24 protein-coding genes are annotated in these 25,966 nt (G+C 65.2%); 10 read left to right on the forward strand and 14 right to left on the reverse strand.

The window, feature by feature from the left end; all coding sequences use genetic code 11:
- The first annotated feature begins 72 nt into the window (after window positions 1–72).
- Window positions 73–1,275, forward strand: a complete 1,203-nt coding sequence (locus LY622_RS09155) for an MFS transporter (RefSeq protein WP_234290612.1) — start codon at window positions 73–75, stop codon at window positions 1,273–1,275.
- Window positions 1,276–1,311: 36 nt separating this feature from the next.
- Here LY622_RS09155 and msrA read toward each other — a convergent pair whose 3' ends face one another.
- On the reverse strand, window positions 1,312–1,938 hold the full coding sequence (gene msrA, locus LY622_RS09160; RefSeq protein ID WP_234290613.1) for a peptide-methionine (S)-S-oxide reductase MsrA: 627 nt from the start codon (window positions 1,936–1,938) through the stop codon (window positions 1,312–1,314).
- A 189-nt stretch (window positions 1,939–2,127) separates the two neighbouring features.
- Between msrA and LY622_RS09165 the strand changes: the two genes are divergently transcribed.
- Both LY622_RS09165 and LY622_RS09170 read left to right on the forward strand, forming a co-directional pair.
- Window positions 2,128–4,368, forward strand: coding sequence for a dihydrolipoyl dehydrogenase family protein (locus tag LY622_RS09165; protein WP_234290614.1), 2,241 nt, complete (start codon window positions 2,128–2,130; stop codon window positions 4,366–4,368).
- A gap of 1 nt (window position 4,369) precedes the next feature.
- On the forward strand, window positions 4,370–5,002 hold the full coding sequence (locus tag LY622_RS09170) for a CDP-alcohol phosphatidyltransferase family protein (protein WP_234290615.1): 633 nt from the start codon (window positions 4,370–4,372) through the stop codon (window positions 5,000–5,002).
- 78 nt (window positions 5,003–5,080) lie between these two features.
- Here the strand turns inward: LY622_RS09170 and LY622_RS09175 are convergent, their stop codons facing one another.
- Complete coding sequence (locus LY622_RS09175; RefSeq protein ID WP_066450276.1) at window positions 5,081–5,563, reverse strand: FKBP-type peptidyl-prolyl cis-trans isomerase; 483 nt, start codon at window positions 5,561–5,563, stop codon at window positions 5,081–5,083.
- 208 nt (window positions 5,564–5,771) lie between these two features.
- Between LY622_RS09175 and LY622_RS09180 the strand changes: the two genes are divergently transcribed.
- Complete coding sequence (locus LY622_RS09180; RefSeq protein ID WP_234290616.1) at window positions 5,772–6,056, forward strand: hypothetical protein; 285 nt, start codon at window positions 5,772–5,774, stop codon at window positions 6,054–6,056.
- A gap of 120 nt (window positions 6,057–6,176) precedes the next feature.
- Here LY622_RS09180 and LY622_RS09185 read toward each other — a convergent pair whose 3' ends face one another.
- The 8 genes from LY622_RS09185 to mnmA all read right to left on the reverse strand — a co-directional run bounded on the left by LY622_RS09185 (window position 6,177) and on the right by mnmA (window position 14,313).
- On the reverse strand, window positions 6,177–6,644 hold the full coding sequence (locus LY622_RS09185; protein ID WP_234290617.1) for an outer membrane lipoprotein: 468 nt from the start codon (window positions 6,642–6,644) through the stop codon (window positions 6,177–6,179).
- A 280-nt stretch (window positions 6,645–6,924) separates the two neighbouring features.
- Entirely contained in the window at window positions 6,925–8,520 is a 1,596-nt protein-coding gene (locus LY622_RS09190; RefSeq protein ID WP_234283077.1) for an isocitrate lyase, read from the reverse strand.
- A gap of 400 nt (window positions 8,521–8,920) precedes the next feature.
- Complete coding sequence (locus LY622_RS09195; protein ID WP_234290618.1) at window positions 8,921–9,346, reverse strand: GNAT family N-acetyltransferase; 426 nt, start codon at window positions 9,344–9,346, stop codon at window positions 8,921–8,923.
- Between the two features lies 1 nt (window position 9,347).
- Window positions 9,348–10,526 (reverse strand): ribosomal protein uL16 3-hydroxylase, encoded by a 1,179-nt coding sequence (locus LY622_RS09200; RefSeq protein ID WP_234290619.1) that lies wholly within the window; start codon window positions 10,524–10,526, stop codon window positions 9,348–9,350.
- Window positions 10,527–10,546: 20 nt separating this feature from the next.
- A complete protein-coding gene (locus LY622_RS09205) occupies window positions 10,547–11,110 on the reverse strand; it encodes a cob(I)yrinic acid a,c-diamide adenosyltransferase (protein ID WP_234290620.1) in 564 nt (187 codons plus the stop codon).
- Window positions 11,111–11,141: 31 nt separating this feature from the next.
- Window positions 11,142–12,506 carry an adenylosuccinate lyase gene (purB, locus tag LY622_RS09210; RefSeq protein WP_234290794.1) on the reverse strand — a complete coding sequence of 455 codons (1,365 nt, stop codon included), beginning with the start codon at window positions 12,504–12,506 and terminating at the stop codon, window positions 11,142–11,144.
- Window positions 12,507–12,565: 59 nt separating this feature from the next.
- Window positions 12,566–13,204 (reverse strand): high frequency lysogenization protein HflD, encoded by a 639-nt coding sequence (hflD, locus tag LY622_RS09215; protein ID WP_234283069.1) that lies wholly within the window; start codon window positions 13,202–13,204, stop codon window positions 12,566–12,568.
- The gene (gene mnmA, locus LY622_RS09220) at window positions 13,201–14,313 is read right to left on the reverse strand and encodes a tRNA 2-thiouridine(34) synthase MnmA (RefSeq protein ID WP_234290621.1); all 1,113 of its coding nucleotides are present in this window, start codon (window positions 14,311–14,313) and stop codon (window positions 13,201–13,203) included. The genes hflD and mnmA overlap by 4 nt, the downstream gene beginning before the upstream one ends.
- A 146-nt stretch (window positions 14,314–14,459) precedes the next feature.
- Between mnmA and LY622_RS09225 the strand changes: the two genes are divergently transcribed.
- The 3 genes from LY622_RS09225 to LY622_RS09235 are packed head-to-tail and all read left to right on the forward strand — an operon-like array spanning window position 14,460 to window position 19,205.
- Complete coding sequence (locus LY622_RS09225; protein WP_234290622.1) at window positions 14,460–15,065, forward strand: TetR/AcrR family transcriptional regulator; 606 nt, start codon at window positions 14,460–14,462, stop codon at window positions 15,063–15,065.
- A gap of 58 nt (window positions 15,066–15,123) precedes the next feature.
- Window positions 15,124–16,206, forward strand: coding sequence for an efflux RND transporter periplasmic adaptor subunit (locus tag LY622_RS09230; protein WP_234290623.1), 1,083 nt, complete (start codon window positions 15,124–15,126; stop codon window positions 16,204–16,206).
- Window positions 16,203–19,205: an efflux RND transporter permease subunit gene (locus LY622_RS09235; protein WP_234290624.1), complete on the forward strand. Its 3,003-nt coding sequence runs from the start codon at window positions 16,203–16,205 to the stop codon at window positions 19,203–19,205. Before LY622_RS09230 ends, LY622_RS09235 begins: the two co-directional genes overlap by 4 nt.
- Window positions 19,206–19,311: 106 nt before the next feature.
- Here the strand turns inward: LY622_RS09235 and LY622_RS09240 are convergent, their stop codons facing one another.
- Together LY622_RS09240 and LY622_RS09245 are read right to left on the reverse strand one after the other, a co-directional pair.
- On the reverse strand, window positions 19,312–19,761 hold the full coding sequence (locus LY622_RS09240; RefSeq protein ID WP_114575266.1) for an NUDIX domain-containing protein: 450 nt from the start codon (window positions 19,759–19,761) through the stop codon (window positions 19,312–19,314).
- Window positions 19,758–20,381 (reverse strand): pseudouridine synthase, encoded by a 624-nt coding sequence (locus LY622_RS09245; protein ID WP_234290625.1) that lies wholly within the window; start codon window positions 20,379–20,381, stop codon window positions 19,758–19,760. The genes LY622_RS09240 and LY622_RS09245 overlap by 4 nt, the downstream gene beginning before the upstream one ends.
- A 118-nt stretch (window positions 20,382–20,499) precedes the next feature.
- On the opposite strand from LY622_RS09245, the gene icd reads away from it, so the two are divergent.
- From icd to clpA, 3 genes are all read left to right on the forward strand, one after another.
- The gene (icd, locus tag LY622_RS09250; RefSeq protein WP_234278872.1) at window positions 20,500–21,756 is read left to right on the forward strand and encodes an NADP-dependent isocitrate dehydrogenase; all 1,257 of its coding nucleotides are present in this window, start codon (window positions 20,500–20,502) and stop codon (window positions 21,754–21,756) included.
- Window positions 21,757–21,905: 149 nt separating this feature from the next.
- Window positions 21,906–22,301: an ATP-dependent Clp protease adapter ClpS gene (gene clpS / locus LY622_RS09255; RefSeq protein WP_234290795.1), complete on the forward strand. Its 396-nt coding sequence runs from the start codon at window positions 21,906–21,908 to the stop codon at window positions 22,299–22,301.
- A gap of 141 nt (window positions 22,302–22,442) precedes the next feature.
- A complete protein-coding gene (gene clpA / locus LY622_RS09260; RefSeq protein WP_234290626.1) occupies window positions 22,443–24,719 on the forward strand; it encodes an ATP-dependent Clp protease ATP-binding subunit ClpA in 2,277 nt (758 codons plus the stop codon).
- A gap of 105 nt (window positions 24,720–24,824) precedes the next feature.
- Here the strand turns inward: clpA and infA are convergent, their stop codons facing one another.
- Both infA and LY622_RS09270 read right to left on the reverse strand, forming a co-directional pair.
- On the reverse strand, window positions 24,825–25,043 hold the full coding sequence (gene infA / locus LY622_RS09265) for a translation initiation factor IF-1 (protein WP_010627817.1): 219 nt from the start codon (window positions 25,041–25,043) through the stop codon (window positions 24,825–24,827).
- A gap of 159 nt (window positions 25,044–25,202) precedes the next feature.
- Window positions 25,203–25,958: an arginyltransferase gene (locus LY622_RS09270; protein ID WP_234290627.1), complete on the reverse strand. Its 756-nt coding sequence runs from the start codon at window positions 25,956–25,958 to the stop codon at window positions 25,203–25,205.
- Window positions 25,959–25,966: the final 8 nt, after the last annotated feature.

Consider the following 25,966-nt stretch of genomic DNA (forward strand, 5'->3'; position numbering starts at 1 on the left):
CTTTTTATGCTGTTTGCCTTATTATAGGCCGCAAGCGATCATGTCCCACAAGCCATCGCTGCAGGACATCGCATGATCACCGCACGTACCCCCGCCTGGTGGCGCGCCACCCTTGCGCTCTGCCTGGGCTCCTTCCTGGTCTTCGTCAACCTCTATGCCCCACAGCCGCTGCTGCCGGAGCTGCGCGAGGCCTATGGCGTCTCCACGCTGGGCATCAGCCTGATCATGTCGATCTCGACACTGGCCCTGGCGGGGGCGCTGCTGGTCTTCGGCCCGCTGTCGGACGCCATCGGTCGCGATACCATCATGCGGGTGACGCTGCTGCTGACGGGGCTCTGTTCGCTGGCACTGGCCTTCGCGCCCAATTTCGAGAGCCTGCTGGCGTTGCGCGCGCTACAGGGGTTCCTGCTCGGTGGTCTTCCGGCGGTGGCCATTGCCTGGATGGGGGACGAGTTCGACCGCCCCGCGCTGCTGTCGGCGGTGGGGCTCTATATCGGTGCCAACACCCTGGGGGGCATCGGTGGTCGCCTGATCGGCGGCGGGGCGGGAGAGCTGGGCGGTGCCAGCGCGGGCTTTCTGGCCGTGGGCCTGCTCACCCTGGTCGGCGTCGCCCTGTTCTGGAAACTGCTGCCGAGGGCGCGGGCGTTCACGCCCCGGCGCTTCGAGTTGCGCGGTGCGCTGACAGACATTGCGGCACATCTGCGCCACCCGCTGCTGCTGGCGGCCTATCTGCTCGGTGGTATCAACTTCCTGATCTTCATCAACCAGTACAGCTACATCACCTTCCGCCTGGCCGATGAGCCGTTCGGCCTGGGCGCCCGTTTGCTGGGCATGATCTTCCTGACCTACCTGGGCGGCACCCTGAGCTCCATGCTGTCGGGGCGGCTGGCCGGCCACCTGGGTCAGCCACTGTGCATGGTGCTGGGAATCCTGATCCTGCTTGGGGGAACCCTGGTCACCCTGTCGGCGTCGTTGCCCTGGATCATCGTCGGGCTGACGATCAACGCCGTGGGCTTCTTCCTGGCCCACTCCATGGCCTCGAGCTGGGTCAGCCGCCATGCCGAGAAAGCCCGGGGAAGCGCCTCTGCGCTCTACCTGGTCTTCTATTACGTGGGTGCCAGCCTGGGTAGCGCCTGGCTGGAGCCCTTCTGGCAATACGCGGGCTGGTCCGGCGTGGTGCTGGGCTCCTGGCTGCTGCTCGGCGTGACCCTGGGCATCGCCGTCTGGTTATGGCGTCGGGAGCGCGCGGCACAACCCATCGGTGTCGCCGGCTGAGCCTGCTATGGACTCTCCTGCTGAGCGTTAGCCGGCTCAGGGCTGGTTCAGGCCGCCGGCTTCAGCGCCCCAGACCTCTTCCAGGCGTCGTTCACGGCCGCAGGCGGCCTTGTAGTACTGGTAGCGCACCGGGTTCTTGCGGTAGTAGCCTTGGTGGTACTCTTCGGCGGGATAGAATGCCTCGAAGGACGTGATCTCGGTGGCGATGTCGCGCTCGAACCGTTCGGTTAGCTCGTCGCGGGTGCCCTCGGCGAGCTCACGCTCCTCCTCGCTGCCATAGAAGATGGCGCTGCGGTAGGCTTCCCCTTGGTCGCAGAACTGTCGGTCCACCGCAAAGGGGTCGATATTGCGCCAGAACACATGCAGCAGGGTCGCGTAGTCAACCCGCTCTGGCTCATATTCCACCTTCACCACCTCGGCGTGGCCGGTGCCGCCGCCAACCACCTGTTCGTAGGTGGGGTTTTCCACATGTCCGCCGCTGAAGCCCGAGGTGGTCGCGACGACGCCCTCCACCTTGTCGAAGGCCTCCTCGACGCACCAGAAGCAGCCACCGCCGAAGATGGCCGTGGCGGTTGCCTCGGCGTCATCGCCCAGGGCGGGGCTCGTCAGCGCCAGTGGCAGCAGCGCAGACAGCAGCCAGGGGAACCGCAGAGGCGTTTTCATAAGGTGCACTCGCTGTTGCAGGGGAATGTCAGCCTTAGAGGGTGCGCTAACGCTCGGGGTTCCGTCTACAGCGAGATAACCGGATCGGTGCGTGAGCGCAAGAGTCGTGTAAGGATAGCGGACGGAGGCCGACGCAAGAGGACCGTACGACGCGGTACAACGACTCGATGAATCAAGGGAGTGGAGCAGGTGGCAAAGCGACGTCTGATACTGGTGGCACTGATCGTCCTGGCGGTAGGGGTTTTTTTCCTCAGCGGGGCAGCTGACTTCCTGACCCTGGAGAACCTCAAGGCCGAACAGGCCCGCTTCCATGCGTGGCTGGCCGATGAGCCTGTCACCGTCATTGGGGGCTTCTTCGTGCTCTATGTAGTGATGGCAGGGCTATCGTTGCCGGGTGCCACCCTGCTCACGGTGCTCGGCGGGGCGCTTTTCGGCCTCGGCTGGGGCCTGCTGATCATCTCCTTCGCCAGCACCTTCGGCGCCACCCTGGCGGCGGCGCTGGCTCGGACCCTGGCCCGCGGACCGCTGGAGAAACGCTTCGCCCCGCAGCTCGAACGCATCAATGCCGGCATTCGACGCGAGGGCGCCTTCTATCTGTTCACCCTGCGCCTGATTCCGCTGTTTCCCTTCTTTGTCATCAACCTGGTGATGGGGCTGACGCGGATGCGGCTGTGGACCTTCTACTGGGTCAGTCAGCTTGGCATGCTGCCGGGCACGGCGGTATTCGTGAATGCCGGCCGGGAGCTGGGCAACCTGGAGAGCCTCTCCGGCATCCTGTCGCCGGGCCTGATTGGCTCCTTCGTACTCATCGGCCTCTTCCCCTGGCTGGCGCGGGGGGTGGTGGCCGTTGCCAAGCGTCGCCGGCTGGCGAGCCGCTACGACCGTCCGGCGCGCTTCGATCATGACATCGTGGTCATCGGCGGCGGCTCCGCGGGCCTGGTGGCAAGCTATATCGCGGCGGCGGTCAGGGCGCGGGTCGTACTGGTGGAGCGCGACAGGCTTGGCGGCGATTGCTTGAATACCGGCTGCGTGCCCTCCAAGGCGTTGATCCGCGCGGCCCGTGTCGCCAGTGAAGTGCGTGAGTCCGCACGTTACGGTATTCATGCCGGAGAGCCACGGGTGGATTTCACGCAGGTGATGGGGCATGTCCATCATGCCATTCGCGAGGTGGAGCCCCACGACAGTCGTGAACGCTACGAGGGGCTGGGAGTCGAGGTGATCGCCGGCGAGGCCTGCCTGCTGGACCCATGGCGGGTGCGGGTCACGGGCGAGGAGGGAGAGCGGGTGCTCACTACCCGCCATGTGATCATCGCCAGCGGGGCGCGTCCGCGAGTGCCCGACCTCCCAGGGCTTGGCGATATCGAGGTGCTGACCTCGGACAACCTGTGGCAACTCGAGGCCCTGCCTGGCCGCCTCGTCGTGCTGGGGGGCGGGCCTATCGGCTGTGAGCTGGGACAGAGCTTCGCCCACCTGGGCAGCCAGGTGAGCCTGGTCGAGATGGGCAGCCAGCTGCTGCCGAGGGAAGATGTTGACACCGCTGCGGCGCTGCGTCAGCGGCTCGAGGCCGACGGCCTGTCACTGTGGCTCGACACCCGGGCCGTCCGGGTGGAGGCGGGTGCCGGCCAGCAGGGGGGGCACGTGCTGGTGGTCGAGCGAGAGAGCTCGACAGGCGAGACGTTGACCGAGCGGCTCGACTTCGACGAGCTCCTGGTGGCGGTGGGGCGAGCGGCCAATGTGGCGGGGATGGGCCTGGAAGCGTTGGGGGTGGAAACCCGTAACGATGGCACCCTGGCGGTGGATGAAAGCCTGCAGAGTGTGCTGCCCAATGTCTGGGCCTGCGGCGACGTGGCCGGCCCCTTCCAGTTGACCCATGCCAGCGCCCACCAGGCCTGGCACGCCACGGTCAATGCCCTGTTCGGTGAGTTCAAGCGCTTCCGGGTCAGCTACCGGGCGCTGCCGGCCGTCACCTATACCGATCCGGAAGTGGCCCGGGTGGGCCTCAGCGAGAAGGAGGCGAGGGCGCAGGGCACCGAGTTCGAGGTGACTCGGTATGAGCTCTCCGAGCTGGATCGGGCCATTACCGAAGGATTGACGGAAGGCTTCGTCAAGGTGCTCACGGTGCCGGGCAAGGATCGTATCCTTGGCGCCACGGTGGTGGGGCATGGGGCCGGTGAATTGCTGGCGGAGTTCACCCTGGCGATGACCCATGGCATCGGGCTGAACAAGCTGCTGGGAACGGTGCATCCCTATCCCACCTGGTCGGAGGCGGCCAAGGCCAGCGCCGGGGTGTGGAAGAATGCCCACAAGCCGGAGCGGGTGCTGGGCTGGCTTGAACGTTATTTCGCCTGGCGGCGGGGTGGCTCGGCAGGGGCGCGAACGCCGGTGGCACCACGGCAGGCCGAGGGCGAAACTCGGGACATGAGGAGCTGAGATGCTGGATCGCTGGACCATGCCTTTGGCTCAAGGACCCTTGAACCGCCTGGCTGCCGGGTTGGCACGGCGTCGGATTCGCCCCGATCAGGTGACGCTATGGGCTTTCCTGATCGGCATGCTGGCGTTGCCGCTGTTGATCCTGGAGTGGTATCTGCCGGCGCTGGTGGTCATATTGCTCAATCGCCTGGGCGATGGGCTGGACGGCGCCCTGGCACGGATGACGGGACAGGAAAGCGATGCCGGTGGGTTCCTCGATATCGGCCTCGACTTCGTCTTCTACGCTGCCGTGGTACTGGGATTTGCCCTGGCCGACCCGCAGGCCAACGCCCTGGCGGCGGCCTTTCTGCTGTTCGCCTTTATCGGCACCGGAACCTCCTTCCTGGCCTTCGCCATCATGGCGACTCGCCACGGACTGGAGCGGCCAAGGTTCCAGAAGAAGGCCTTCTACTATCTGCACGGGCTGACCGAAGGTACCGAGACGGTTCTGGCCTTCGTCCTCTTCTGCCTCTTTCCGGCTCACTTTGCGCTGCTGGCCACGCTCTTTGCCGTGGCGTGCCTGGTGACGACCGCCACGCGGCTGTGGGGCGGTTACCGCACCCTGGTGGCACTCCGATCACCCGGCCTGGAATGACGAAGGGGCAGCCGTATGGCTGCCCCTTCGATACCAGCAAAGCTGCGTTCGATATCAGCGTGCGCCGACGTGGTCGGCTCAGTGCTCGACGCCGCCTTCGCCATGCACGTGACCGTGCTCGATCTCTTCCTGGCTGGCTTCACGCACGTCGGCGATCTCGACGTCAAAGTTCAGCTTCTGGCCGGCCAGCGGGTGGTTGCCATCGACGGTGACGGTATCGCCTTCGATCTTGGTCACAGTGACCATCAGCGGGCCGCCCTGGGTCTGGGCCTGGAACTGCATGCCCGGCTCCACGGCCTCGACACCCTGGAAGGCATCACGCGGCACTTCCTGAACCAGCTGCGGCTGCACTTCGCCATAGCCTTCTTCCGGGGCGACGGTGACATTGAGCTTCTCGCCGCTTTCGCGACCCTCCAGCCCCTTCTCCAGGCCGGGAATGATATTGCCGGCGCCATGGAGGTAAGTCAGCGGCTCGCGTCCTTCCGAGCTATCCAGCACCTCACCTGCATCATTGGTCAGGGTGTAGTGGAACGCGACAACAGAGTTTTGCGCAATCTGCATTGATTAACCTTTCGGTGAGTGCATGTACAAACCATGGTAACGCGCCATCCCCGGGCTGTCAGGGGGGCGGGGCAATTTTCAGGATGTTCCTCACGATCCTGAACGCCATTCACGCCTTTTGGCGTGGTTGCGTACCCGACATTGCGAGGCTACCCTAGCGGGATTCTTTTTTTCGGACCCTACACCAACCTTCCGTGGAGCACGCCCCATGACCGAAGTTGTGATCTGGCTGATCGCCTTTGCCCTTATCCTGTTCTTCAGTATCAAGCAGTGGGATACCTCCGTCAGCGCTGGCCTGAACAAGATGCTGCCCCGGATCATCAAGAGCGGCGACGATAACCGCTGGATCTGGAGCGTGGCGCTGGCCATCCTGGGCGCCACCACCCTGGTGCGTCCGGTCGACATGCTGCTGACGGTGATCGTGATTGCGATTCTGGCGCTGATCGCCAAGAAAGTCGTCAGTTGGGCGATGGGCAGGGCCAACTTCCACTGAGCCGAGCCGATTGACAGCATACCGAACGACAGAAGGCCCGCGGCAAATGCCGCGGGCCTTCTGCTTGCGTACCGATGTTCTGGAGCCAATGTTGCCATCGGCTCCCGAGCCTTGCCTCGCTTAGTAGGGTGCCACGCTGACGTTGGCACCGCTGCCGATCATGCGTACGCGCTGGCCGGTCTGGAACTGGCGATCGGCCTTTTGCACGACGACGATATTCTGGCCATCGTCACGGCGGATCTCCATCTCCCAGGCGCGGACCCGGTTGGCGGACTCCTCGACCGCGCTACCGGCAACGGCACCGCCGATTGCGCCGGCAACGGTGGCGAGTTGACGGCCGGAGCCCCCGCCTACCTGCCGGCCCAGCAGGCCACCGACCACGGCGCCGCCACCGGTACCAATGGCCCCGCCCAGACGGCTGTCAGCCTGAATCTGGACCTGGCGCAGGGCGGTGATGGTACCGAAGGTCACGGTCTGGCTGGTCTGTGCCTGGCTGCCACGGTAGACATCGCCGCCCATGGGAGCGGTGTTGGCACAGCCGGCCAGGGTCAACACGCCAAGGGCCAGTACGGGAAGAAGACGCTTCATGAAAAACCTCCTGGGGGGGCAGCACGGTGCGGGCTTTCCTGCCCGTTGTCGATACCGCCTTGTTATGGAAACGCTGTTTGCTAACTAGCTTACCCAGTCATTGATCCTTTGACCAGCATGAGCTGCTCTAGTGCCTTGCAGTGTAGAGAGGAAGCGGTCAAACAATGTGCAAGTTTGCCTGATGTAATCAAGGGTAGTCGCCATGGAGATGGCTGCCACCCATAAAAAAGGGAGGCGCGAGGCCTCCCAAGGGTTCCAGTCGTTCTACTTCAAAGGGTGATCAGCCGAACTGATTCATGGTGTTGTCCTTGCCACCGGCCTTGAGTGCCGCCTCGCCGTGGAAGAACTCCTTGTGGTCGTCGCCGATGTTGGAGCCAGCCATGTCCTGGTGCTTGACGGTGGCGATGCCCTCGCGGATCTCGCGGCGCTGCACGCCCGCCACATAGGCCAGCATGCCCTCGTCGCCGAAGTAGCCCTTGGCCAGGTTGTCGGTGGACAGGGCCGCGGTGTGGTAGGTCGGCAGGGTGATCAGGTGGTGGAAGATACCGGCTTCCCGCGCCGCGTCACGCTGGAAGTTGCGGGTCCACTCGTCGGCCAGCTTGCCAAGCTCGGTGTCGTCGTACTCGGCGCTCATCAGGCCGGCACGGTCGTAGGCGGACAGGTCCTTGCCTTCCTTCTCCCAGGCATCGAACACCTGCTGGCGGAAGTTCAGGGTCCAGTTGAAGGAGGGCGAGTTGTTGTAGACCAGCTTGGCATCCGGCACTTCCGCACGGATACGGTTGACCATGGCGGCGATCTGGCCGACGTGGGGCTTCTCGGTCTCGATCCACAGCAGGTCGGCGCCGTTCTGCAGGCTGGTGATGCAGTCCAGCACCACGCGGTCCTCGCCGGTGCCCGGCTTGAACTGGAACAGGCCGGAGGCCAGGCGCTTGACCTTGACCAGCTTGCCGTTCTGCTTGATGACCACGTCACCGTTGTCGATGTCGGAGGCGCTTTCGATCTCGTCGCCGTCCAGGAAGCTGTTGTACTGGTCGCCCAGGTCGCCAGGCTCCTTGGTCACGGCGATCTTCTGGGTCAGGCCGGCACCCAGGGAGTCGGTGCGAGCGACGATGACGCCGTCCTCGACGCCGAGCTCCAGGAAGGCGTAGCGCACGGCGTTGATCTTGGCCAGGAAGTCTTCGTGGGGCACGGTGACCTTGCCGTCCTGGTGACCGCACTGCTTCTCGTCGGAGACCTGGTTCTCGATCTGGATGCAGCAGGCACCGGCCTCGATCATCTGCTTGGCCAGCAGGTAGGTCGCCTCGGCGTTGCCGAAACCGGCGTCGATGTCGGCGATGATCGGCACCACATGGGTCTCGTGGTTGTCGATCTTGGCGATCAGCTCGTCGGCGCGGGCGCTGTCGCCGGCCTTCTGGGCCTCTTCCAGGTCGCGGAACAGGTGGTTCAGTTCCCAGGCGTCGGCCTGGCGCAGGAAGGTATAGAGCTCTTCGATCAGGCCTGACACGGTGGTCTTCTCGTGCATGGACTGGTCGGGCAGCGGACCGAACTCGCTGCGCAGGGCGGCGACCATCCAGCCGGAGAGGTAGAGGTAGCGGCGCTTGGTGGTGCCGAAGTGCTTCTTGATGGAGATCAGCTTCTGCTGGCCGATGAAGCCGTGCCAGCAGCCCAGGGACTGGGTGTACTGGGCGGTGTCGGCATCATAGGCGGCCATGTCCTCGCGCATGATCTTGGCGGTGTAGCGGGCGATGTCCAGGCCGGTCTGGAAACGGTTCTGGGCACGCATACGGGCCACATTCTCGGGGCTGATGCTTGCCCACTTGCCTTGCTGGGCTTCGCGCAGTTGAGCCAGAGCCTTGATGTCGTCTTTATAGGACATGGGTACCATCCTTCCGATCAGAGGTGTAGTGATCGGCCTCGACTGCCGTGTGAGGCGTATCGCTGCCTTGTCGATCGCTCGCTTGCGGCATCTCGCCGGGGGAAAGCCGGGTCATGCTGCAACTGCGAAGTGATGTCAGGTTCTACCAGGAGAGCAGAGAAGTCTCTACGGCCTTGGTCGAACCGGTCACGAAATGAAAACGCCTGCTGGTCTGGCCATGATTCGGCGATTACCGAACGTTCGTTTTAATTTCGTCCTGGTACCACTATGCGCCCTGAGGCGGGGCTATCGCAATTGACACTTGGGGGGAGGGAGGGTTGTAACTCGACTACAAGAGCGGCGGGGAGGGTAGGATTCCTGTAGTCGAGTTCCGGTACCGAGTGTGGCCGCCTTGTATGGCTCAGCGCAGCGTCAGGCGCATGTTGCGGTGCGGAATGCCGGCATCCATGAACTCGTCACCGTAGGCGGTAAAGCCGAGGCGCTCGTAGAAATCGAGAGCGTGGGTCTGGGCGGCAAGCTCTACCTGATCATGGCCCAGCTGGCGAGCCGCCTCGATGGCGGCTTCCATCAGTGCCGCGCCGATACCGAGCCCGCGTGCCTCGCTCAGTACGGCGACACGGCCGATATGCCCGTCGGGCAGCAGCCTGGCGGTGCCCAGCGGAATGTCATGACGCAGGGCGACGAAGTGGCGGCAGTCGCCGTCACGGCCGTCCCACTCCTCTTCCAGCGGCACCTGCTGCTCCTCGATGAACACCACGCGGCGTATCTCGGAGGCGACCTCGCCCAGCTGATCCCAGTCGCCATCCAGTATCTGGATATCGGCCATCCTATCGCTCCTCCTCGTACTCCTCGGCCCAGCCGAGGCTGCCGGCATCGAGCAGGGCGACGAGCAGGTCGGCCGCGCCTTCCTGCTCAAGCAGGTCGGCATCGAGGGGCGTGACGTCGGCCAGGGCGCGCGCCAGGGGTAGGGGACAGTCGATGCCGTCGCCATCGACGAAGAGCGTCGTCCGGTCGCCGTCTGTCCGCCAGGCGAAGCGTGAGCCGGGGCTGCGGACCAGTTCCTCGCCGTCCTGTAGTGCAGCAACAAGGTCTTCGACCTCGGTGGGCTCCTCGTTGGGCACGAGCTGGTCGATATACTTGGGCTGCGTCATGACACGACCGAACCACTGTGCCAGCTGAGCCGGGTCGTCGAGGGTGTCGAGAATCAGTGCGCGCATGCGGGCGACAGCGGCATCGTCGAGTTCCGCCGGGTCGGCGGAAGGGACCATCCCCGCATCGGAATAGCGCAGCGAGGGGGGCAGCTGCTCCCCCAGGTAGTCGGCAAAGGAGGTGATCGCCTCGTCCGCCGAGGGCGCGCGAAAGCCCACCGAGAGGGTCATGCAGTCGCTGGATTCGCTGACCCCGTGATGGGCCCAGGCCGGCGGCAGGTACAGCATGTCGCCGGGCTCCAGCACCCAGTCGGCGCCGGCCTCCACCGAGAAGCGCTCGAGAATGCGCAGGTCGATGCCGTCGAGGATGGGGGCGTCGTCGGCGACCTTGCCGCCCAGCTGCCAGCGACGCTGCCCGCTGCCCTGGAGCAGGAAGACATCGTACTGATCGACGTGGGGGCCGACGCTACCGCCCGGGGGGGCGTAGCTGATCATGATGTCGTCGAGGCGCCAGCGCGGCAGGAAGTCGAAGTGTTCGAGCAGCTCGGCCACTTCGGGGACGAAGTGGTCCACCGCCTGTACCAGCAGCGTCCAGTTGCGCTCGGGCAGCCTGGAGAAGGTGGCCTCGTCGAAGGGGCCGTGGCTCACCTGCCAGGGGCCATCGGCGCCGTGCTCCTCCACCAGGCGGGCCTCGACGCCCTCCTCGCAGGCGAGCCCGGCGAGTTCGTCGGGCTCCAACGGGCACTCAAGGTCGGGAAAGGCACCGCGGATCAGCAGCGGCCTGCGCTGCCAGTAGTCGCGCAGGAACTCGGCGGCGGACAGGCCGCCAAGCAGGGTTCGGGGCGTATCACTCGCCATGGTGTTTTCCTCGAGAAAGCTCATCGGTTGGCACCGGGTACCCACAGCACGTCACCCGCGCCGTTGTCGTTGGCCTTGCGGGCTGCGACGAACAGCAGGTCGGAGAGGCGGTTCATGTAGCGCAGCACCTCGGGGTTCACCGGCTGCTCGACCATCAGCAGCGTGACCAGGCGTTCGGCGCGCCGGGCGACGGTGCGGGCCAGGTGGAGGTGAGCGGCCAACGGGGTTCCCCCCGGCAGGATGAAGGAGCGCAGGCTGGCGAGATCGGCGTTCATGGCGTCGATCTGGCGCTCCAGGAACTCCACCTGGGTTGCCGTGACCCTCAGGGGAGGATACTTCGGGTCTTCCTGTTCCGGCGTGCAGAGGTCGGCGCCCACGTCGAACAGGTCGTTCTGCACGGTGGCCAGCATCTGCTGCAGTTCGCCTTCGGCATGCAGCTGGGCCAGGCCAATGGTGGCATTGGTCTCGTCCACGGTGCCGAAGGCTTCCACGCGACGGTCGTGCTTGGCCACGCGGCTGCCGTCGCCGAGCCCGGTGTCGCCCTTGTCCCCGGTACGGGTGTAGATCCTGTTCAGTTTTACCAATGCGCGTCTCCGATAAACCGTTGCAACTGCCTCAGAGCCTTCTGGCCTGAGCCTCGGCGTTGCCGATATAGGTGGCCGGCGTCAGCGCCTTGAGCTCGCTCTTGACCTCGGTCGGCAGGTCCAGCGTGTCGATGAAGGCGGCAAAGCCGGCCTGGTCGATGCGCTTGCCCCGGGTCAGCTCCTTGAGCTTCTCGTAGGGCTTCTCGATGCCGTAGCGGCGCATCACCGTCTGGATCGGCTCGGCGAGCACCTCCCAGCTGGCGTCGAGATCCTCGGCCAGGCGAGCCGGGTTGGCCTCGAGCTTGGAGATGCCCTTGAGTGCCGCCTGGTAGGCGATCAGGCCGTAGGCCAGGCCCACCCCCAGGTTGCGCAGCACCGTGGAGTCGGTGAGGTCGCGCTGCCAGCGCGAGATCGGCAGCTTCTGCGCCAGATGGCCGAGCACCGCGTTGGCCAGGCCCAGGTTGCCCTCGGAGTTCTCGAAGTCGATGGGGTTGACCTTGTGGGGCATGGTCGAGGAGCCGATCTCGCCCTCGACGGTGCGCTGCTTGAAGTAGCCCAGCGAGATGTAGCCCCAGACGTCGCGGTCGAAGTCGATCAGGATGGTGTTGAAGCGGCACACGGCATCGAACAGCTCGGCGATGTAGTCGTGGGGCTCGATCTGGGTGGTGTAGGGATTGAAGGTCAGTCCCAGCCCCTCGACGAAGGTACGGGCGTTGGCCTCCCAGTCCACCTCCGGGTAGGTGGCCAGGTGGGCATTGTAATTGCCCACCGCGCCGTTGATCTTGCCCAGGATCTCGACGCTCTCGATCTGCTTGAGCTGGCGGCGCAGGCGGTAGGCGACGTTGGCCATCTCCTTGCCGAGCGTGGTGGGGCTCGCCGTCTGGCCGTGGGTGCGCGAGAGCATCGGCTGGGCGGCCTGCTCGTGCGCGAGGCGTGCCACTTCGTCGGCCACCTGGTGCATCACCGGCAGCAGGCTCTTCAGGCCATCGGTGAGCATGACCCCGTAGGAGAGGTTGTTGATGTCCTCGCTGGTACAGGCGAAGTGCACGAACTCGGTGACGGCATGCAGCTCCGGCTGGCCCTCGATCTTCTCCTTGAGGAAGTACTCCACCGCCTTGACGTCGTGATTGGTGGTGCGCTCGATGGTCTTGATGCGCTCGGCGTCCTCCAGGGAGAAGTCGCGCAGCAGGGCGTCGAGAAAGGCGGTTGCCTCGGCGGAGAGCGGTGGCACCTCGGTGATTCCGGGTTGTTCGGCCAGGCGCTGGAGCCAGCGGACCTCGACGATGACCCGGGCGCGGATCAGGCCGAATTCGCTGAAGTGTTCGCGCAGTGCCTCGGCCTTGCTGCCATAACGGCCATCGACGGGGGAGAGGGCGGTGAGTGCGGAGAGGGGCAGGGGTGCGGCTTGCATGGTCGGGTTTCCGGTACGGTGGTAAAGGATAGGGAAGCGGGCAGTCAGCCCAGCTGATCCAGGGTGTTCTTCAAGGCGCCACGCTGGAAGACCAGTTTCCAGCGCCGCCCGCCCTGCTGGTGCCAGAGCAGGGCAAAACGGATGCCGGCGAGCAGGATGGCGCGCACCCGCTCGGGCATCATGCGAGTCTGCAGCAGGGAGGGGTCGCCCTGCACCACGATGCGGGTCTTCAGCGTCGACAGCGTTTCCTGATAGGCCTCGCCGAGGCTGGCGATGACATTCTCGTGGGTGGCACCGAAGTGCTCGGCCTGGCCCTGAATGCGGGTCAGGCGCTGGCCCAGTCCCGCCATCATCTCGTCATCCTGGCGCAGCTTGTTCATCAGCAACAGCAAGGTGAAGCCGTAGCGCAGCACCACCGGATTGGACTGTTTGCGACCCACCACCGCTTCCAGCACATCGAGGCCGCGCCGCAGGTTGTTGGGGTGGCCGCCATAGATGGCTTCGAAGCTGTCGGGGTTGGTATCCAGCGTGGCGCGAATCAGGGTTTCCCAGGCGCGCGGTTCGACCTGGCCGGTGCGTGCCAGCTCGTCGACCAGGCTGGCGGACTGGAACACGCCGGCCAGTGCCAGGGCCTGACGGGCGGTGGGTGAGTCCGGGATTCGGTGAATCGGGGTGGCAGTCATGCGGCTGACTCCGTGGCTTTCCAGGTGGCGCGGATCACGCCGCCGCCGAGGCAGATGTCACCGTCGTAGAGTACCAGCGACTGTCCCGGGGTGACGGCACGCTGCGGGTCGTCGAAGTGCACCTCCACGCCGCCGTCGGTGAGGGTCTGCATCCAGCAAGGCACATCGGCCTGCCGGTAGCGGGTCTTGGCGGTAAAGCGTCCTTCTCTTGCCGGGGGCTCGCCGGCCACCCAGTCCATCGCTTCGGTCGCCAGGTTGTCGCTGTACAGCAGCGGATGGTGCTTGCCCTGCACGGCGACCAGTACGTTTCGCTCCAGATCCTTGGCGGCCACGTACCAGGGCTCCTCGGGGAAGTCGGCGAGCCCGCCGATGCCGAGCCCCTGGCGCTGCCCGAGGGTGTAGTACATGAGGCCCATGTGCTCGCCGATGACGTCGCCCTCGGGGGTCTCGATCACCCCCGGCTGTGCCGGCAGGTACTGCTGCAGGAAGTCGCGGAAGCGGCGCTCACCGATAAAGCAGATCCCGGTGGAGTCCTTCTTCTTCGCCGTGGCGAGCCCGTGGCGCTCGGCGACGGCGCGCACCTCGGGTTTTTCCAGCTCGCCCACCGGAAACAGGGTGCGGGCGATGGCGGCCTCGGGCACGGCATGCAGGAAATAGCTCTGGTCCTTGTTGACGTCAATGCCCTTGAGCAGGCGCGGGCGTCCGTCCCGAACCCCCTGGCGAACATAGTGGCCGGTGGCGATCTTCTCGGCACCGAGCATCTCGGCGTATTCGAGGAACACCTTGAACTTGATTTCCCGGTTACACAGGATATCCGGATTGGGAGTACGCCCGGCCTTGTACTCGGCCAGGAAGTGCTCGAACACGTTGTCCCAGTACTCGGCGGCGAAATTGGCGGTGTGCAGCCGGATGCCGAGCTTCTCGCAGACGGCTTCGGCATCCGCCAGGTCGGCCTTGGCGGTGCAGTACTCGGTGCCATCGTCCTCGTCCCAGTTCTTCATGAACAGGCCTTCGACCTGATACCCCTGCTCCAGCAGCAGCAGGGCGGAAACGGAGGAGTCGACGCCGCCGGACATGCCGACGATCACCTTGCCTGGGGTGGCGGTCATGGGCGCTCTCGGATTGAATGGGTCGCAAATGGGCGGGGATTATACCTTATCTTGCCGGGAGGCTTCGACCATCCCCCGTCACGGGCGGCAGCGGCAAGGGTGCAAAGCTTATTGACCGGTCGGCCAGTTAGCATTAAATTGCCAACATGAATAAACCAGCGACGACACGAGATCCCGAACAGACCCGGCTGCGCATCATGGAGGCGGCGACGGACCTGTTCGTGGAGCAGGGTTTCTCCAGCGTGACCATGAGCCAGCTGGCGAGTGCCGCCGGCGTGACGAAGAGCCTTATCCATCACCATTTCGGCAGCAAGGAACGGCTCTGGGAGGCGGTCAAGGAGCATGCCTTCGAGCAGTACTTCAGCGCCCAGATGGCGATGCTCGAGGAAGCCGGGGAGCCTGATGCCGGGCTGCTGCGCGCTTCCGTGGAAGCCTATTTCCACTACCTGAAGGCCAACCCGAAGGCCGTGCGGCTCTTCGCCTGGACCCACCTGGAGGGGGACACCAGCTGTGGCGACATGGATGCGCAGCTGATGGGTGCCGGGGCCGAATGGGTGCGACAGGCGCAGCAGCGCGGCCTGCTGCGGGCCGATGTCAACCCGACCCACATCGTGGCGACCTTCGTCATGACCTGCACCCAGTGGTTCGAGGCCAAGTGTCATCATCAGCATTGGCCGGGCATGGGCAGCGACGAGGCTTTTCTGGAAGATTTCCTGAAGATCTTCATGGCCGGGGTCGCGCCTCGCGATTGAGTTTTTTTGTGCCAATAACTGACTGGTCGGCCAGTTTGTTAAAGAGGAAGACAACAACATGAGGCATAGTCGAAGGGTGGGCCTGGCAATGGCGGCGCTGGGGCTGTTGGCGCTGCTGGGGGGCTGCGACAGGGCGCCGGCCGCCAGTCAGGCGGTGAATGCGACGGTCGATGCTCGGGCTGCCGTTCGCGTCAGCCCGGTGCGGAACAGTGCCGCCGAAGAGCGAGTTCGCTTCCCCGGCATCGTCCGCCCGAAGGAGCGGGTGTCGCCGGCTTTCCTGCATGCCGGCGTGCTCAGGGAGCGCCTCGTGGAGCGCGGCCAGCGCGTCGAGAAGGGCGCCCCCCTGGCACGCCTGCATAATCCGGCCCTGGAGCCTGCCCTGGCCGGAGCCGAGGGGCGGGTGAGGGAACTCGATGCCCATCTGGCCAGGCTAGGCAGGGATGTGGAGCGGGCCCGGGCGCTGCGCGAACGGAACCTGGTCGCCCAGGAGGAGCTGGATCGGCTGGTGTCGGAACGGGAGGCCACCGTCCAGGCCCGGGAGCAGGCGGTGGCCTCCCGTGCCGACGCCCGGGCCCAGGTCGAGGAGATGACGCTGCGGGCACCCTTCGCCGCCGACGTGGCCGACCTGTTCGTCGAGGCGGGCGACTTCGTGGCCGCCGGCGAACCGGTGCTGGCGCTTTCCGGTGTCGATGGCGTGGAGGTGGCGATTCGCGTCCCGGCGATGCTCGGCGCACGGCTAACCGCGGGGATGACGGCTCAGGTGTCGCCGACGCTGCATGAAGGCCGCTTCCAGGGGCGGATCAGCAGCGTGGGGAGAGCCGGTTCGGCGCTGGTGCCGGTGGTGGTCGAACTCGATCCCGACCCGCGCCTGGCCCCCGGGGAGTCGGTGCAGGTATCTCTTGCCGTTCCCATGGGGTCATCGCTGCAGGTGCCACTCTCTGCCGTGCAGGACCCCGGGGGACATGCGCCCTATGTGCTTGCCCTGACGGATGACGAGACCGTGCGGCGGGTGGAGGTGGCACCGGGGCGACTGGCGGACGGCTGGGTGACCATCTCGGCCCCGCTTTCTCCCGGCGACCGGGTGGTGGTGGCGGGCCAGGGGCGCCTCCAGCAGGGCGATAGCGTGCGGGTACTGCGATGAAGTGGCTGCACGCGACGCTGCACTTCAAGCGCCTGGTGCTGACCGTGACGGCACTGCTGGCGCTGATCGGGCTGGCCGCCTGGCTGACAATGGACCGTCAGGAGGATCCCTTCTTTCCCTACCGCTTCGGCCAGGTGCTGGTGCCGTATCCCGGCGCGGAGCCGGAGCAGGTCGAGCGCCTGGTGCTCAACGCGCTGGAAGAGGAGCTGGCCCAGGTCGAGGAGGTCAACGAGCTCATCGGCACGGCGCGGCTGGGGGTGGCGCATGTCACCATCGAGATGCACGAGCATGTCTATGACACCGACGCCGCCTGGGAGCAGATCCGCATTGCGGTGAATCGGGCAGCGCGCAAGTTTCCCGACGGGGTGGGTGACGCCGAGATCAGCGATCGGGACTCCGACGCCCACGGCATCGTGCTGTCGGTGACCGGCTCCGATGACCTGCTCGAGCTGCGCGAGGCAGCCGAGCGGCTGCGGCGGGATCTGTTCCGACTCAAGGACATTGCGCGCATCGACCTGCTCGCCGATCCCGGGCAGCAGGTCATCGTCAGTTGGGACGATGCCCTGGCGGAACTGACCGGGCTCGATGCCCAGGCGCTGGGCGATCAGTTGGCCGCCCGCAACCTGACATCCGCGGGAGGCAGCCTCTCCAGCGGCGGGCGCTCGGTGGTGCTCGACCCGGTGACGGAGTTTGGCAGTCTCGAAGATCTGGCCATGACGCCGATTCGCACGCGGCGTGGGGACGTCATTCCGCTGGGCGAGCTGGCGGATGTACGGCTGTCGCCACGGGAGCCTGCCATCGAGCGGATCTGGCATGACGGTGAGCCCGCCGTGGCACTGGGCATCATTCTCTCCAACGAGCGGGTCAATGCCGTCCGTTTCGGCGAATCCCTGCGCAGCCTGCTCGACGAGGTGCGCCCCGCCTATGCGCCGCTGCAGATCCAGGAGATGTTCTATCAGCCCCGCTGGGTGGAGCAGCGGCTGGCCGAACTCGGCGTCTCGCTGCTGCTGGGTATTTCCATTCTCGGCGTCCTGCTGTTCCTGACCATGGGCCTGAGGCTGGGATTCGCGGTGATGCTGATCGTGCCGCTGGTGACCTTTTCGGCCCTGGCCATCTATGCCATGGGAGGCGGCATCCTGCACCAGATCGCCGTGGCGGGCATGGTGATTGCGCTGGGTATGCTGGTGGACAACGCCATCGTCATGGTGGAGAACCTGCAGTGGCATCGCGACCAGGGGCTCTCGGCGGCGGAGGCCGTGTCGCGTTCGGTGCGAGAGCTTGCCGCGCCGCTGATGGCGGCGACCGGTACCACCCTGGCCGCCTTCGTGCCGCTGCTGCTTTCCAGCGGCAATACCGCCGACTTCACCCGGGCGATTCCGGTGATGGTGATGCTGACCCTGGTGGTGAGCTACCTCTATGCCGTCTTCGTCACCCCCGTCTTCGCCGCCGCCATCCTCAAGCCCGGCGGCGGCTCACAGCGGCGCAGCCTGTCAGGCGCCGGTTCGCGGATCGGGCGCTTCGCCGTTCGCTGGCCCGGCGGCATACTCGCCGGCGCCGTGGTCCTGCTGGTGGGCGCGCTGGCCATGGTGCCACTGCTCAACCATGACTTCTTTCCCGATACGGACCGCAACCAACTGGTCATCGACCTGCACTTCGCCGAGGGCACGCATCTCGATTACACCGCCCATGAGGCGAGCGTGCTGGCCGCGAACCTGCGTGAGCGGCCGGCGGTGACCGGCGTACACCTCTTTGCCGGCTTCAGCGGTCCACGGTTCTATTACAACCTGGTCGAGCAGCCCCGTCAGGCGCATCTGGCGCGGCTGGTGGTCGAGGCGGAGCATGCCGACGATCTGGCTCCGCTGATGGCGTGGGTCCGGGACGTTACCCTGGAACGGTTGCCGGAGGCCGATGTGGTGGCGCGACGCCTGGGGCAGGGGCCTCCCGTCACCGCCCCCGTCGAGATTCGCGTCTTCGCTGAGGAGCGCAGCCGGCTCGCCGAAGGCACAGAGCGCATTCTTGCGCTGGTGCGGGGTGCCGAGGGCGCGCGGGATGCGCGGCATACCCTGGGTGAAGGGCTGCCCACGCTGCGGCTGGAAGTGGACGATGCCCGTGCCGGGGAGTTCGGCCTGTCGCGGCGCGAGGTCGCCATGGCGGTGGCGGGTGCCAGTCGCGGCATCGAGGTGAGTACCTGGCGCGCCGAGCGGGAACCCGCGGCGCTGCTGGTTCGTTCCCCGGAGGGCGAGCGCTTCCCCCTGTCTGCGCTCGAAGGGCTGCGCCTGACCGCGGACAACGGCGACTCGGTGCCTCTCGGCGAGGTCGCCGCCCTGCGCACGACATGGCAGCCGGCGGTGATCCAGCATCGTGGCCTGCGCCGCATGACCACCGTGCTGGCCGAGGTGGCGGATGGCCAGACCTATGCCGGGGTGCTGGACGGACTGCTGCCGCGGCTGGCGGAGCTCGAGCTGCCGGAGGGAGTGACCTACATGGTGGGTGGGGCGGCCGAGTCGGCGGGGGATGCCAATACGGCGCTGTTCCAGACCCTGCCATTCGGCATCCTGTTGCTGGTCGTCTTCCTGCTGGCGCAGTTCAACTCCTTTCGCCAGTTGGGCATCGTATTGACCACCGTGCCGCTGGCGGCCATCGGTGTGATCCCGGGCCTGTGGCTGACCGGGCAGCCATTCGGCTTCACCGCCATGCTGGGCGTCGTCGCCCTGGTGGGGATCGTGGTCAACAATGCCATCGTGCTGATCGACGTGATGAATACCAATCGCAGGCAGGGCATGCCCCTGGACGATGCGGTCGTCGGGGCGGTCGCTCGGCGCACCCGGCCGGTGCTGCTCACTACCGCCACCACTGTCGCCGGCCTGGTGCCCTTGACCCTGACCCAGTCGACGCTGTGGCCGCCCATGGCCTGGGCGATCATCTCGGGGCTCATCGCCTCGACCCTGCTCACGCTACTGGTGATCCCGGCGCTCTATCGGCTGGTCATGAAATGGTAAGCAGCAACTACCGGCCTTGTTGGAGCGCTCGGTTCGGCGCCCCGACTTTGCGTCGCGACTGGCGCCGTCAGGTGTCCCGGCAAAGGAGGCTCTGGTTAGCGCTGGCTCAGCGCTCGTGGATGACGTCCATGGGGTAGAAGCGGCTGGCCAGGGCGTCGCGTATGCGGCGCAGAACCAGGGGGCTTCTCAGCCGGCCCTGTCGATCCAGCGCTTCGATCTCCTCCAGGGTGAGCCAGTGAACGGCAATGATCGCCGGGTCCAGCTCATTGCCCAGGTGGGCCAGGGCCATGCCGAAGAAGCCGTGGCTGTGAAAGGTCTGGCCACCGGGCGCTTCGTAGACATAAAGCCCCAGGTAGTCGGTGATGCCGACCTGCCAGGCGCTCTCCTCTCGCAGTTCGCGCAGGGCGGCTTCGCGGATGCGTTCGCCGGGCTCGAGATGGCCGGCGGGCTGGTTGAAGAGCGTCTGCCCGCCATCCGGGGCTTCCTCCACCATCAGGAAGCAGCCGGCGCGCTCCACCACGGTGGCCACGGTGACATGCGGTTGCCAGCGGCTCATCGGTGACCTCCTTTTCGGCGCGGTGAGCGCCGCGATGTGGTGTGTGGGGCGTGCAGGACCTCCCGACGCCACTCTCCCGGCGCCAGGCCGTCGAGCTGCCATGGGCCGATGGCGACGCGCACCAGTCGCAGGGTGGGGTGGCCGACATGGGCCGTCATGCGCCGCACCTGGCGGTTGCGCCCCTCGCTGATGGTCAGCTCCAGCCAGCTGGTCACCGGGTGGCGCTTGGGGTCCAGCGGCGGCGTGCGTGGCGGCAGCCCGCTCTCCTCCAGTCGTCGCACCCTGGCCGGTCGCGTCATGCCATCCTTCAATTTTACGCCATGGCACAGCGCCTGCAGGGCGGTATCACTCGGCCGACCCTCCACCTGCACCCGATAGGTCTTGGGCTGCTTGTGACGAGGGTCGCTGATGCGGTGTATCAGCGCACCGTCATCGGTCAGCAGCAGCAGGCCTTCGGAGTCGTAGTCGAGTCGGCCGGCGGCATAGATGCCTGGCACATCGAGCACGTCCGCCAGGGTGGCGCGCCGCTCACCGTGGGTCGCACCACCAGCCTCGGCCGGGCGGTCGGTGAACTGGGAGAGCATGCGGTAGGGCTTGTGCAGCAGATAGAGAAAGCTCATTCGACCAAGGTCTTGCTACCATAGATTGTCGACAAATATGAGAGCAAGCCTACTCCGACTGTCCGGGTGAATGCTATACTCCGCGCTCCACTGAATAGACCAGACAGGGGAGTTCTCAATGGGGTTCCAGAAAATTGTCGTACCTGAAGGCGGCGAAAAGATTACCGTCAACGCTGACAACACCCTGAACGTGCCGAACGAGCCGATCATCCCGTTCATCGAGGGTGACGGCATCGGTGTCGACGTGACGCCGGCGATGAAGATTGCCATCGATTCAGCCGTACAGCACGCCTACAACGGCGAGCGCAAGATTCACTGGATGGAAGTCTACGCCGGTGAAAAGGCCACTCAGGTCTACGATGCCGACACCTGGCTCCCGGAAGAGACCCTGGAAGCCGTCAAGGACTACGTGGTTTCCATCAAGGGCCCGCTGACCACCCCGGTGGGCGGTGGTATTCGCTCCCTGAACGTCGCCCTGCGCCAGAAGCTCGACCTCTATGTCTGCCAGCGTCCGGTTCGCTGGTTCGAGGGCGTGCCGAGCCCGGTGAAGAAGCCTGGCGATGTCGACATGGTCATCTTCCGCGAGAACTCCGAAGATATCTATGCCGGTATCGAATGGAAGGCCGGTTCCGCCGAAGCCGACAAGGTCATCAAGTTCTTCCGTGAAGAGATGGGTGTCACCAACATCCGCTTCCCGGAAAACTGCGGTATCGGCGTCAAGCCGGTCTCCGTGGAAGGTACCAAGCGTCTGGTGCGCCAGGCCCTGCAGTACACCGTGGACAACGACCGCGAGTCGCTGACCCTGGTGCACAAGGGCAACATCATGAAGTTCACCGAAGGTGCCTTCAAGGACTGGGGCTACGAGATCGCCAAGGAAGAGTTCGGCGCCGAGCTGCTCGACGGCGGCCCCTGGATGCAGTTCAAGAATCCCAAGACCGGCAAGAACATCGTCGTCAAGGACGTCATCGCCGACGCCATGCTGCAGCAGATCCTGCTGCGTCCGGCCGAGTACGACGTCATCGCCACGTTGAACCTCAACGGCGATTATCTGTCTGATGCTCTTGCGGCTGAAGTGGGCGGCATCGGTATCGCACCGGGCGCCAACCTCTCCGACAATGTGGCCATGTTCGAGGCGACCCACGGCACCGCGCCGAAGTACGCCGGCCAGGACAAGGTCAACCCGGGGTCGCTGATCCTTTCCGCCGAGATGATGCTGCGCCACATGGGCTGGGTCGAGGCTGCGGATCTGGTCCTCAAGGGCATGGAGAAGGCGATCTCCAAGGGCGAGGTCACCTATGACTTCCATCGCCTGATGGACGATGCCAAACTTCTGAAGTGCTCCGAGTTCGGCCAGGCCGTCGCCGACAACATGTAAACGGCTCGGCGAGTACCCGGGGCCCTCGTCCGCCGCTTGGCGGGCGGGGGCCTTTTGCGTCAGAACCATGAACCCTGTCGGCCCTGGGGCGTCCAATGATTTTCGAGATGTCTGGTGCGGACGGCTTGTCGAGATGGTATGTGGCTTTTATGTTCAAGACAGAAGACCCGAATGCGAGCAGGCTGGTCGGCAGTACCGCCGGCATGACCAGGCCGCCGCGGCCCGAGGAGAGACCCGATGAGGAGGGGGACGAGGATCTGGCCGTCCAGTCCTCGGACCCTGAGGTGGCGCGCCCACCGATGTACAAGGTGGTGTTGCACAATGACGACTTCACCCCCATGGAGTTCGTGGTGGAGGTGCTTCAGAGCTTCTTCCTCATGGACAGTGAGACCGCGGTGCAGGTGATGCTGACGGTTCACACCCAGGGAAAGGCCACTTGTGGCATATTTACCCGCGACATTGCGGAAACCAAAAGTCACCAAGTCAATCAATATGCAAGAGAGTGTCAGCACCCGCTGCTCTGCGATATCGAGGCGGCGGACTGACTCCCGGACATGGTCGAAACGGGATATAGAATGGCAGTCGTTGAGGAAGAGACTTGCAACGGCGGCGTTTGTGCCCGATGTTGATGATGCCGGACCACGAAAGATCCGATGCAAGCCCTAAGCGGCGAGAAGGGGACTGCCATGCTGAGCAAAGAACTTGAACTGACCCTGAACACGGCGTTTACCGTGGCCCGCTCCAAGCGGCACGAGTTCATGACCGTGGAGCACCTGCTGCTGGCTCTGCTTGACAACGCCTCCGCAGCCGACGTGCTGAGAGCCTGTGGGGCCAATCTCGACAAGCTGCGGTCCGACCTGCAGGACTTCATCAACTCCACCACTCCGCTGATCCCCGAGGATCAGAGCGACCGTGAAACCCAGCCGACACTGGGCTTCCAGCGTGTCCTGCAGCGGGCTGTGTTCCACGTGCAGTCCTCGGGCAAGAGCGAGGTCACCGGTGCCAACGTGCTGGTGGCGATCTTCTCCGAGCAGGAGAGCCAGGCGGTCTACTTCCTCAAGCAACAGAATGTGGCGCGGGTCGATGCGGTCAACTACATCGCCCACGGCATATCCAAGGTGGCCGGCCATGGTCACAGCCCCTCCTCACCGCCGCCGGACTCCGAGGAAGCGGAGGAGGGCGGTACGGAGAGCGGCACCAATCCGTTGACCGGCTATGCCACCAACCTCAACGAGCAGGCCAGGATCGGCAAGATCGATCCGCTGATCGGGCGCGAGCATGAGCTCGAGCGCGTCATCCAGATCCTGGCGCGGCGGCGCAAGAACAACCCGCTGCTGGTGGGTGAGGCCGGCGTGGGCAAGACCGCGATCGCCGAAGGTCTGGCCAAGCGGATCGTCGAGGAGGACGTCCCCGAGGTGATCGGCGACGCGGTAGTCTATTCGCTGGACATGGGTGCCCTGCTGGCCGGTACCAAGTATCGCGGTGACTTCGAGAAGCGGCTGAAGAGCCTGCTGGCGGAGCTCAAGAAGCAGCCCAATGCGATCCTCTTCATCGACGAGATCCATACGGTGATCGGCGCCGGGGCGGCATCCGGCGGCGTCATGGACGCCTCCAACCTGCTCAAGCCGCTGCTCTCCTCCGGTGAGCTGCGCTGCATTGGCTCCACCACCTTCCAGGAGTTCCGCGGCATCTTCGAGAAGGATCGCGCCCTGGCGCGTCGCTTCCAGAAAGTCGATGTCATGGCGCCCTCGGTGGATGACACCATCCGCATCCTCAAGGGCCTGCGCTCGCGCTTCGAGGAGCATCACCAGCTCAAGTACACCGATGCGGCCCTGGAGAGTGCGGCACGTCTCGCGGATCGCTACATCAACGATCGCCACCTGCCCGACAAGGCCATCGACGTGATCGACGAGGCCGGTGCCCATCAGCGGCTGTTGCCGCCGGAGGTGCGCATCGGCACCATCGACGTCGACCAGGTCGAGGCGGTGGTGGCCTCCATCGCGCGGATCCCGCCGAAGAGCGTATCCAGCTCCGACCGCAAGCTGCTTGAGAACCTGGACCGCGATCTCAAGATGCTGGTATTCGGTCAGGACGAGGCCATCGACAGCCTTTCCGCGGCGATCAAGCTCTCTCGCGCCGGCCTCAAGTCCCCCGACAAGCCGGTGGGCAGCTTCCTGTTCGCCGGCCCCACCGGGGTGGGCAAGACCGAGGTGGCGCGCCAGCTGTCGCGGATCATGGGCATCGAACTGGTGCGTTTCGACATGTCGGAGTACATGGAGCGTCACACCGTATCCCGGTTGATCGGCGCGCCCCCGGGCTATGTCGGCTACGACCAGGGGGGCCTGCTCACCGAAGCGATCACCAAGCAGCCGCACTGCGTGCTGCTGCTCGACGAGGTCGAGAAGGCACACCCGGAAGTCTTCAACCTGCTGCTGCAGGTCATGGACCACGGGCGGCTGACCGACAACAACGGGCGTGAGGCGGACTTCCGCCATGTGATCGTGATCATGACCTCCAACGCCGGGGCCGAGCAGCAGGCGCGACGCTCCATCGGCTTCCAGTCCCAGGACCACTCCACCGATGCCATGGAGGTGATTCGAAAGACCTTCTCGCCGGAATTCCGCAACCGGCTCGATGGCATCATCCAGTTCCACTCCCTGCCCACCTCGGTGGTGCGCAGCGTGGTGGACAAGTTCCTGGTGGAGCTACAGGCGCAGCTCGACGAGAAGCGGGTCCAACTGGATGTGGACATGGCAGCGCGGGACTGGCTGGCCGAGAAGGGCTACGATCCGAGCATGGGTGCGCGCCCAATGGCCCGTATCATCCAGGAACGGCTGAAGAAGCCACTGGCCGAGCTGATCTTGTTTGGCGAACTGGCGGAGCATGGCGGGATCGTGCACGTCAACGTGGAGGATGGCGAACTGCACCTCTCCACGGAGGCGGAGTTGGCCGACGCCCCTTGACGGGGCAGGCTAGCACCCGCTCGACACAGCGCCCTGTCTTCGGACGGGGCGTTGTCGTGTGTGTGGGGAGCCGTTGTGGTGCGGGAGGAGCGGGCTCGTTCGCTATCAGCGTGAGCGGTAGACGATACGTCCCTTGGTGAGGTCGTAAGGGGTCAGCTCGACCTTGACCTTGTCACCGGTGAGGATACGAATGTAGTTCTTGCGCATCTTGCCGGAGATATGGGCCGTCACGACGTGGCCGTTTTCCAGCTCGACGCGGAAGGTGGTGTTGGGAAGGGTATCGACGACGACGCCTTCCATTTCGATATGGTCTTCACGTGCCATATAGGCGGTTCCTCGCTGATGGTAACGATGATCTCGACGACTTCCTGTGGTGACCGTGCCGGACGGTCAGAAGCCTCATTCGGCGATAGCAGGCAAGCCTCTGCGCCGATGGATAGCGCGGTATTGTGCCGCAAGCTGGGCGTCAAGGCAAAGAAGGCCTTACTCCAATGGCGCATTTTCGGTGGGAAGCGTGCGCCGCCAATGCCGGCCGTCGAGTATCTCCAGGGGCTGGTATGCCTCCTTGTAGGACATCTTGCGACAGTTCTGGATCCAGTACCCCAGGTAGACATGGGGCAGGTCGCGGCGGTACGCCTCCTTCACCAGGCTGAGAACGGCGTAGGCGCCGAGCGACCGGCGGTCCCACTGGGGGGCTGGGTCGAAGAAGGTATAGATGGCCGATAGTCCATGTTCCAGATGGTCGAAGGCCGATACGGCCAGCAGCCGGTCGTCGAGCCGGAACTCCAGCAGTCGTGAGTAGTGCTCGTCCAGGGTCAGAAAGGTGCGGTACTGTTCATGGCTTGGCGGGAACATGTCGCCGTCGCTGTGGCGGGCGTATATGTAGCGTTCGTAGAGCGCATAGTGTTCCGCGTCGAACAGCGCCGGTCGCTCGATCAGTCGAAGATCCGCGTTGCGTCGACGAATGCGGCGCTGACTGCGGCTGGGCTGAAAGTCCTGTACCGGAATGCGAACCGAGAGGCAGGCGCTGCAACCCTCGCAGTGGGGGCGGTAGAGGTGGCGCCCGCTGCGCCGAAAGCCGAGCAGGGCAAGCGCATCGTAGACGCCCTGGCTGTGGGACTCCTGGGGGTCCAGGAAAAGCGTTGTCGCCTCGTGGCCTTCGAGATAGCTGCAGGCGTGAGGCACGGTCAGGAAGAAGCGCAGATCCCGTACCGGATGCTGAGGCGTATTGCTGCTCACGTGGGTCG

The sequence above is a fragment of the Halomonas alkalisoli genome (assembly GCF_021412585.1).
GTDB classification, from domain to species: Bacteria; Pseudomonadota; Gammaproteobacteria; order Pseudomonadales; family Halomonadaceae; genus Halomonas; species Halomonas alkalisoli.

Excerpts from the sequence above, each read along its gene's own strand:
- LY622_RS09155 (WP_234290612.1), top strand. The coding sequence starts at position 73 with ATGATCACCGCACGTACCCCCGCCTGGTGGCGCGCCACCCTTGCGCTC.
- msrA (WP_234290613.1), bottom strand. The coding sequence starts at position 1,938 with ATGAAAACGCCTCTGCGGTTCCCCTGGCTGCTGTCTGCGCTGCTGCCA.
- LY622_RS09170 (WP_234290615.1), top strand. The coding sequence starts at position 4,370 with ATGCTGGATCGCTGGACCATGCCTTTGGCTCAAGGACCCTTGAACCGC.
- LY622_RS09175 (WP_066450276.1), bottom strand. The coding sequence starts at position 5,563 with ATGCAGATTGCGCAAAACTCTGTTGTCGCGTTCCACTACACCCTGACC.
- LY622_RS09180 (WP_234290616.1), top strand. The coding sequence starts at position 5,772 with ATGACCGAAGTTGTGATCTGGCTGATCGCCTTTGCCCTTATCCTGTTC.
- LY622_RS09185 (WP_234290617.1), bottom strand. The coding sequence starts at position 6,644 with ATGAAGCGTCTTCTTCCCGTACTGGCCCTTGGCGTGTTGACCCTGGCC.
- LY622_RS09190 (WP_234283077.1), bottom strand. The coding sequence starts at position 8,520 with ATGTCCTATAAAGACGACATCAAGGCTCTGGCTCAACTGCGCGAAGCC.
- LY622_RS09195 (WP_234290618.1), bottom strand. The coding sequence starts at position 9,346 with ATGGCCGATATCCAGATACTGGATGGCGACTGGGATCAGCTGGGCGAG.
- LY622_RS09200 (WP_234290619.1), bottom strand. The coding sequence starts at position 10,526 with ATGGCGAGTGATACGCCCCGAACCCTGCTTGGCGGCCTGTCCGCCGCC.
- hflD (WP_234283069.1), bottom strand. The coding sequence starts at position 13,204 with ATGACTGCCACCCCGATTCACCGAATCCCGGACTCACCCACCGCCCGT.
- mnmA (WP_234290621.1), bottom strand. The coding sequence starts at position 14,313 with ATGACCGCCACCCCAGGCAAGGTGATCGTCGGCATGTCCGGCGGCGTC.
- LY622_RS09225 (WP_234290622.1), top strand. The coding sequence starts at position 14,460 with ATGAATAAACCAGCGACGACACGAGATCCCGAACAGACCCGGCTGCGC.
- LY622_RS09230 (WP_234290623.1), top strand. The coding sequence starts at position 15,124 with ATGAGGCATAGTCGAAGGGTGGGCCTGGCAATGGCGGCGCTGGGGCTG.
- LY622_RS09235 (WP_234290624.1), top strand. The coding sequence starts at position 16,203 with ATGAAGTGGCTGCACGCGACGCTGCACTTCAAGCGCCTGGTGCTGACC.
- LY622_RS09240 (WP_114575266.1), bottom strand. The coding sequence starts at position 19,761 with ATGAGCCGCTGGCAACCGCATGTCACCGTGGCCACCGTGGTGGAGCGC.
- LY622_RS09245 (WP_234290625.1), bottom strand. The coding sequence starts at position 20,381 with ATGAGCTTTCTCTATCTGCTGCACAAGCCCTACCGCATGCTCTCCCAG.
- icd (WP_234278872.1), top strand. The coding sequence starts at position 20,500 with ATGGGGTTCCAGAAAATTGTCGTACCTGAAGGCGGCGAAAAGATTACC.
- clpS (WP_234290795.1), top strand. The coding sequence starts at position 21,906 with ATGTTCAAGACAGAAGACCCGAATGCGAGCAGGCTGGTCGGCAGTACC.
- clpA (WP_234290626.1), top strand. The coding sequence starts at position 22,443 with ATGCTGAGCAAAGAACTTGAACTGACCCTGAACACGGCGTTTACCGTG.
- infA (WP_010627817.1), bottom strand. The coding sequence starts at position 25,043 with ATGGCACGTGAAGACCATATCGAAATGGAAGGCGTCGTCGTCGATACC.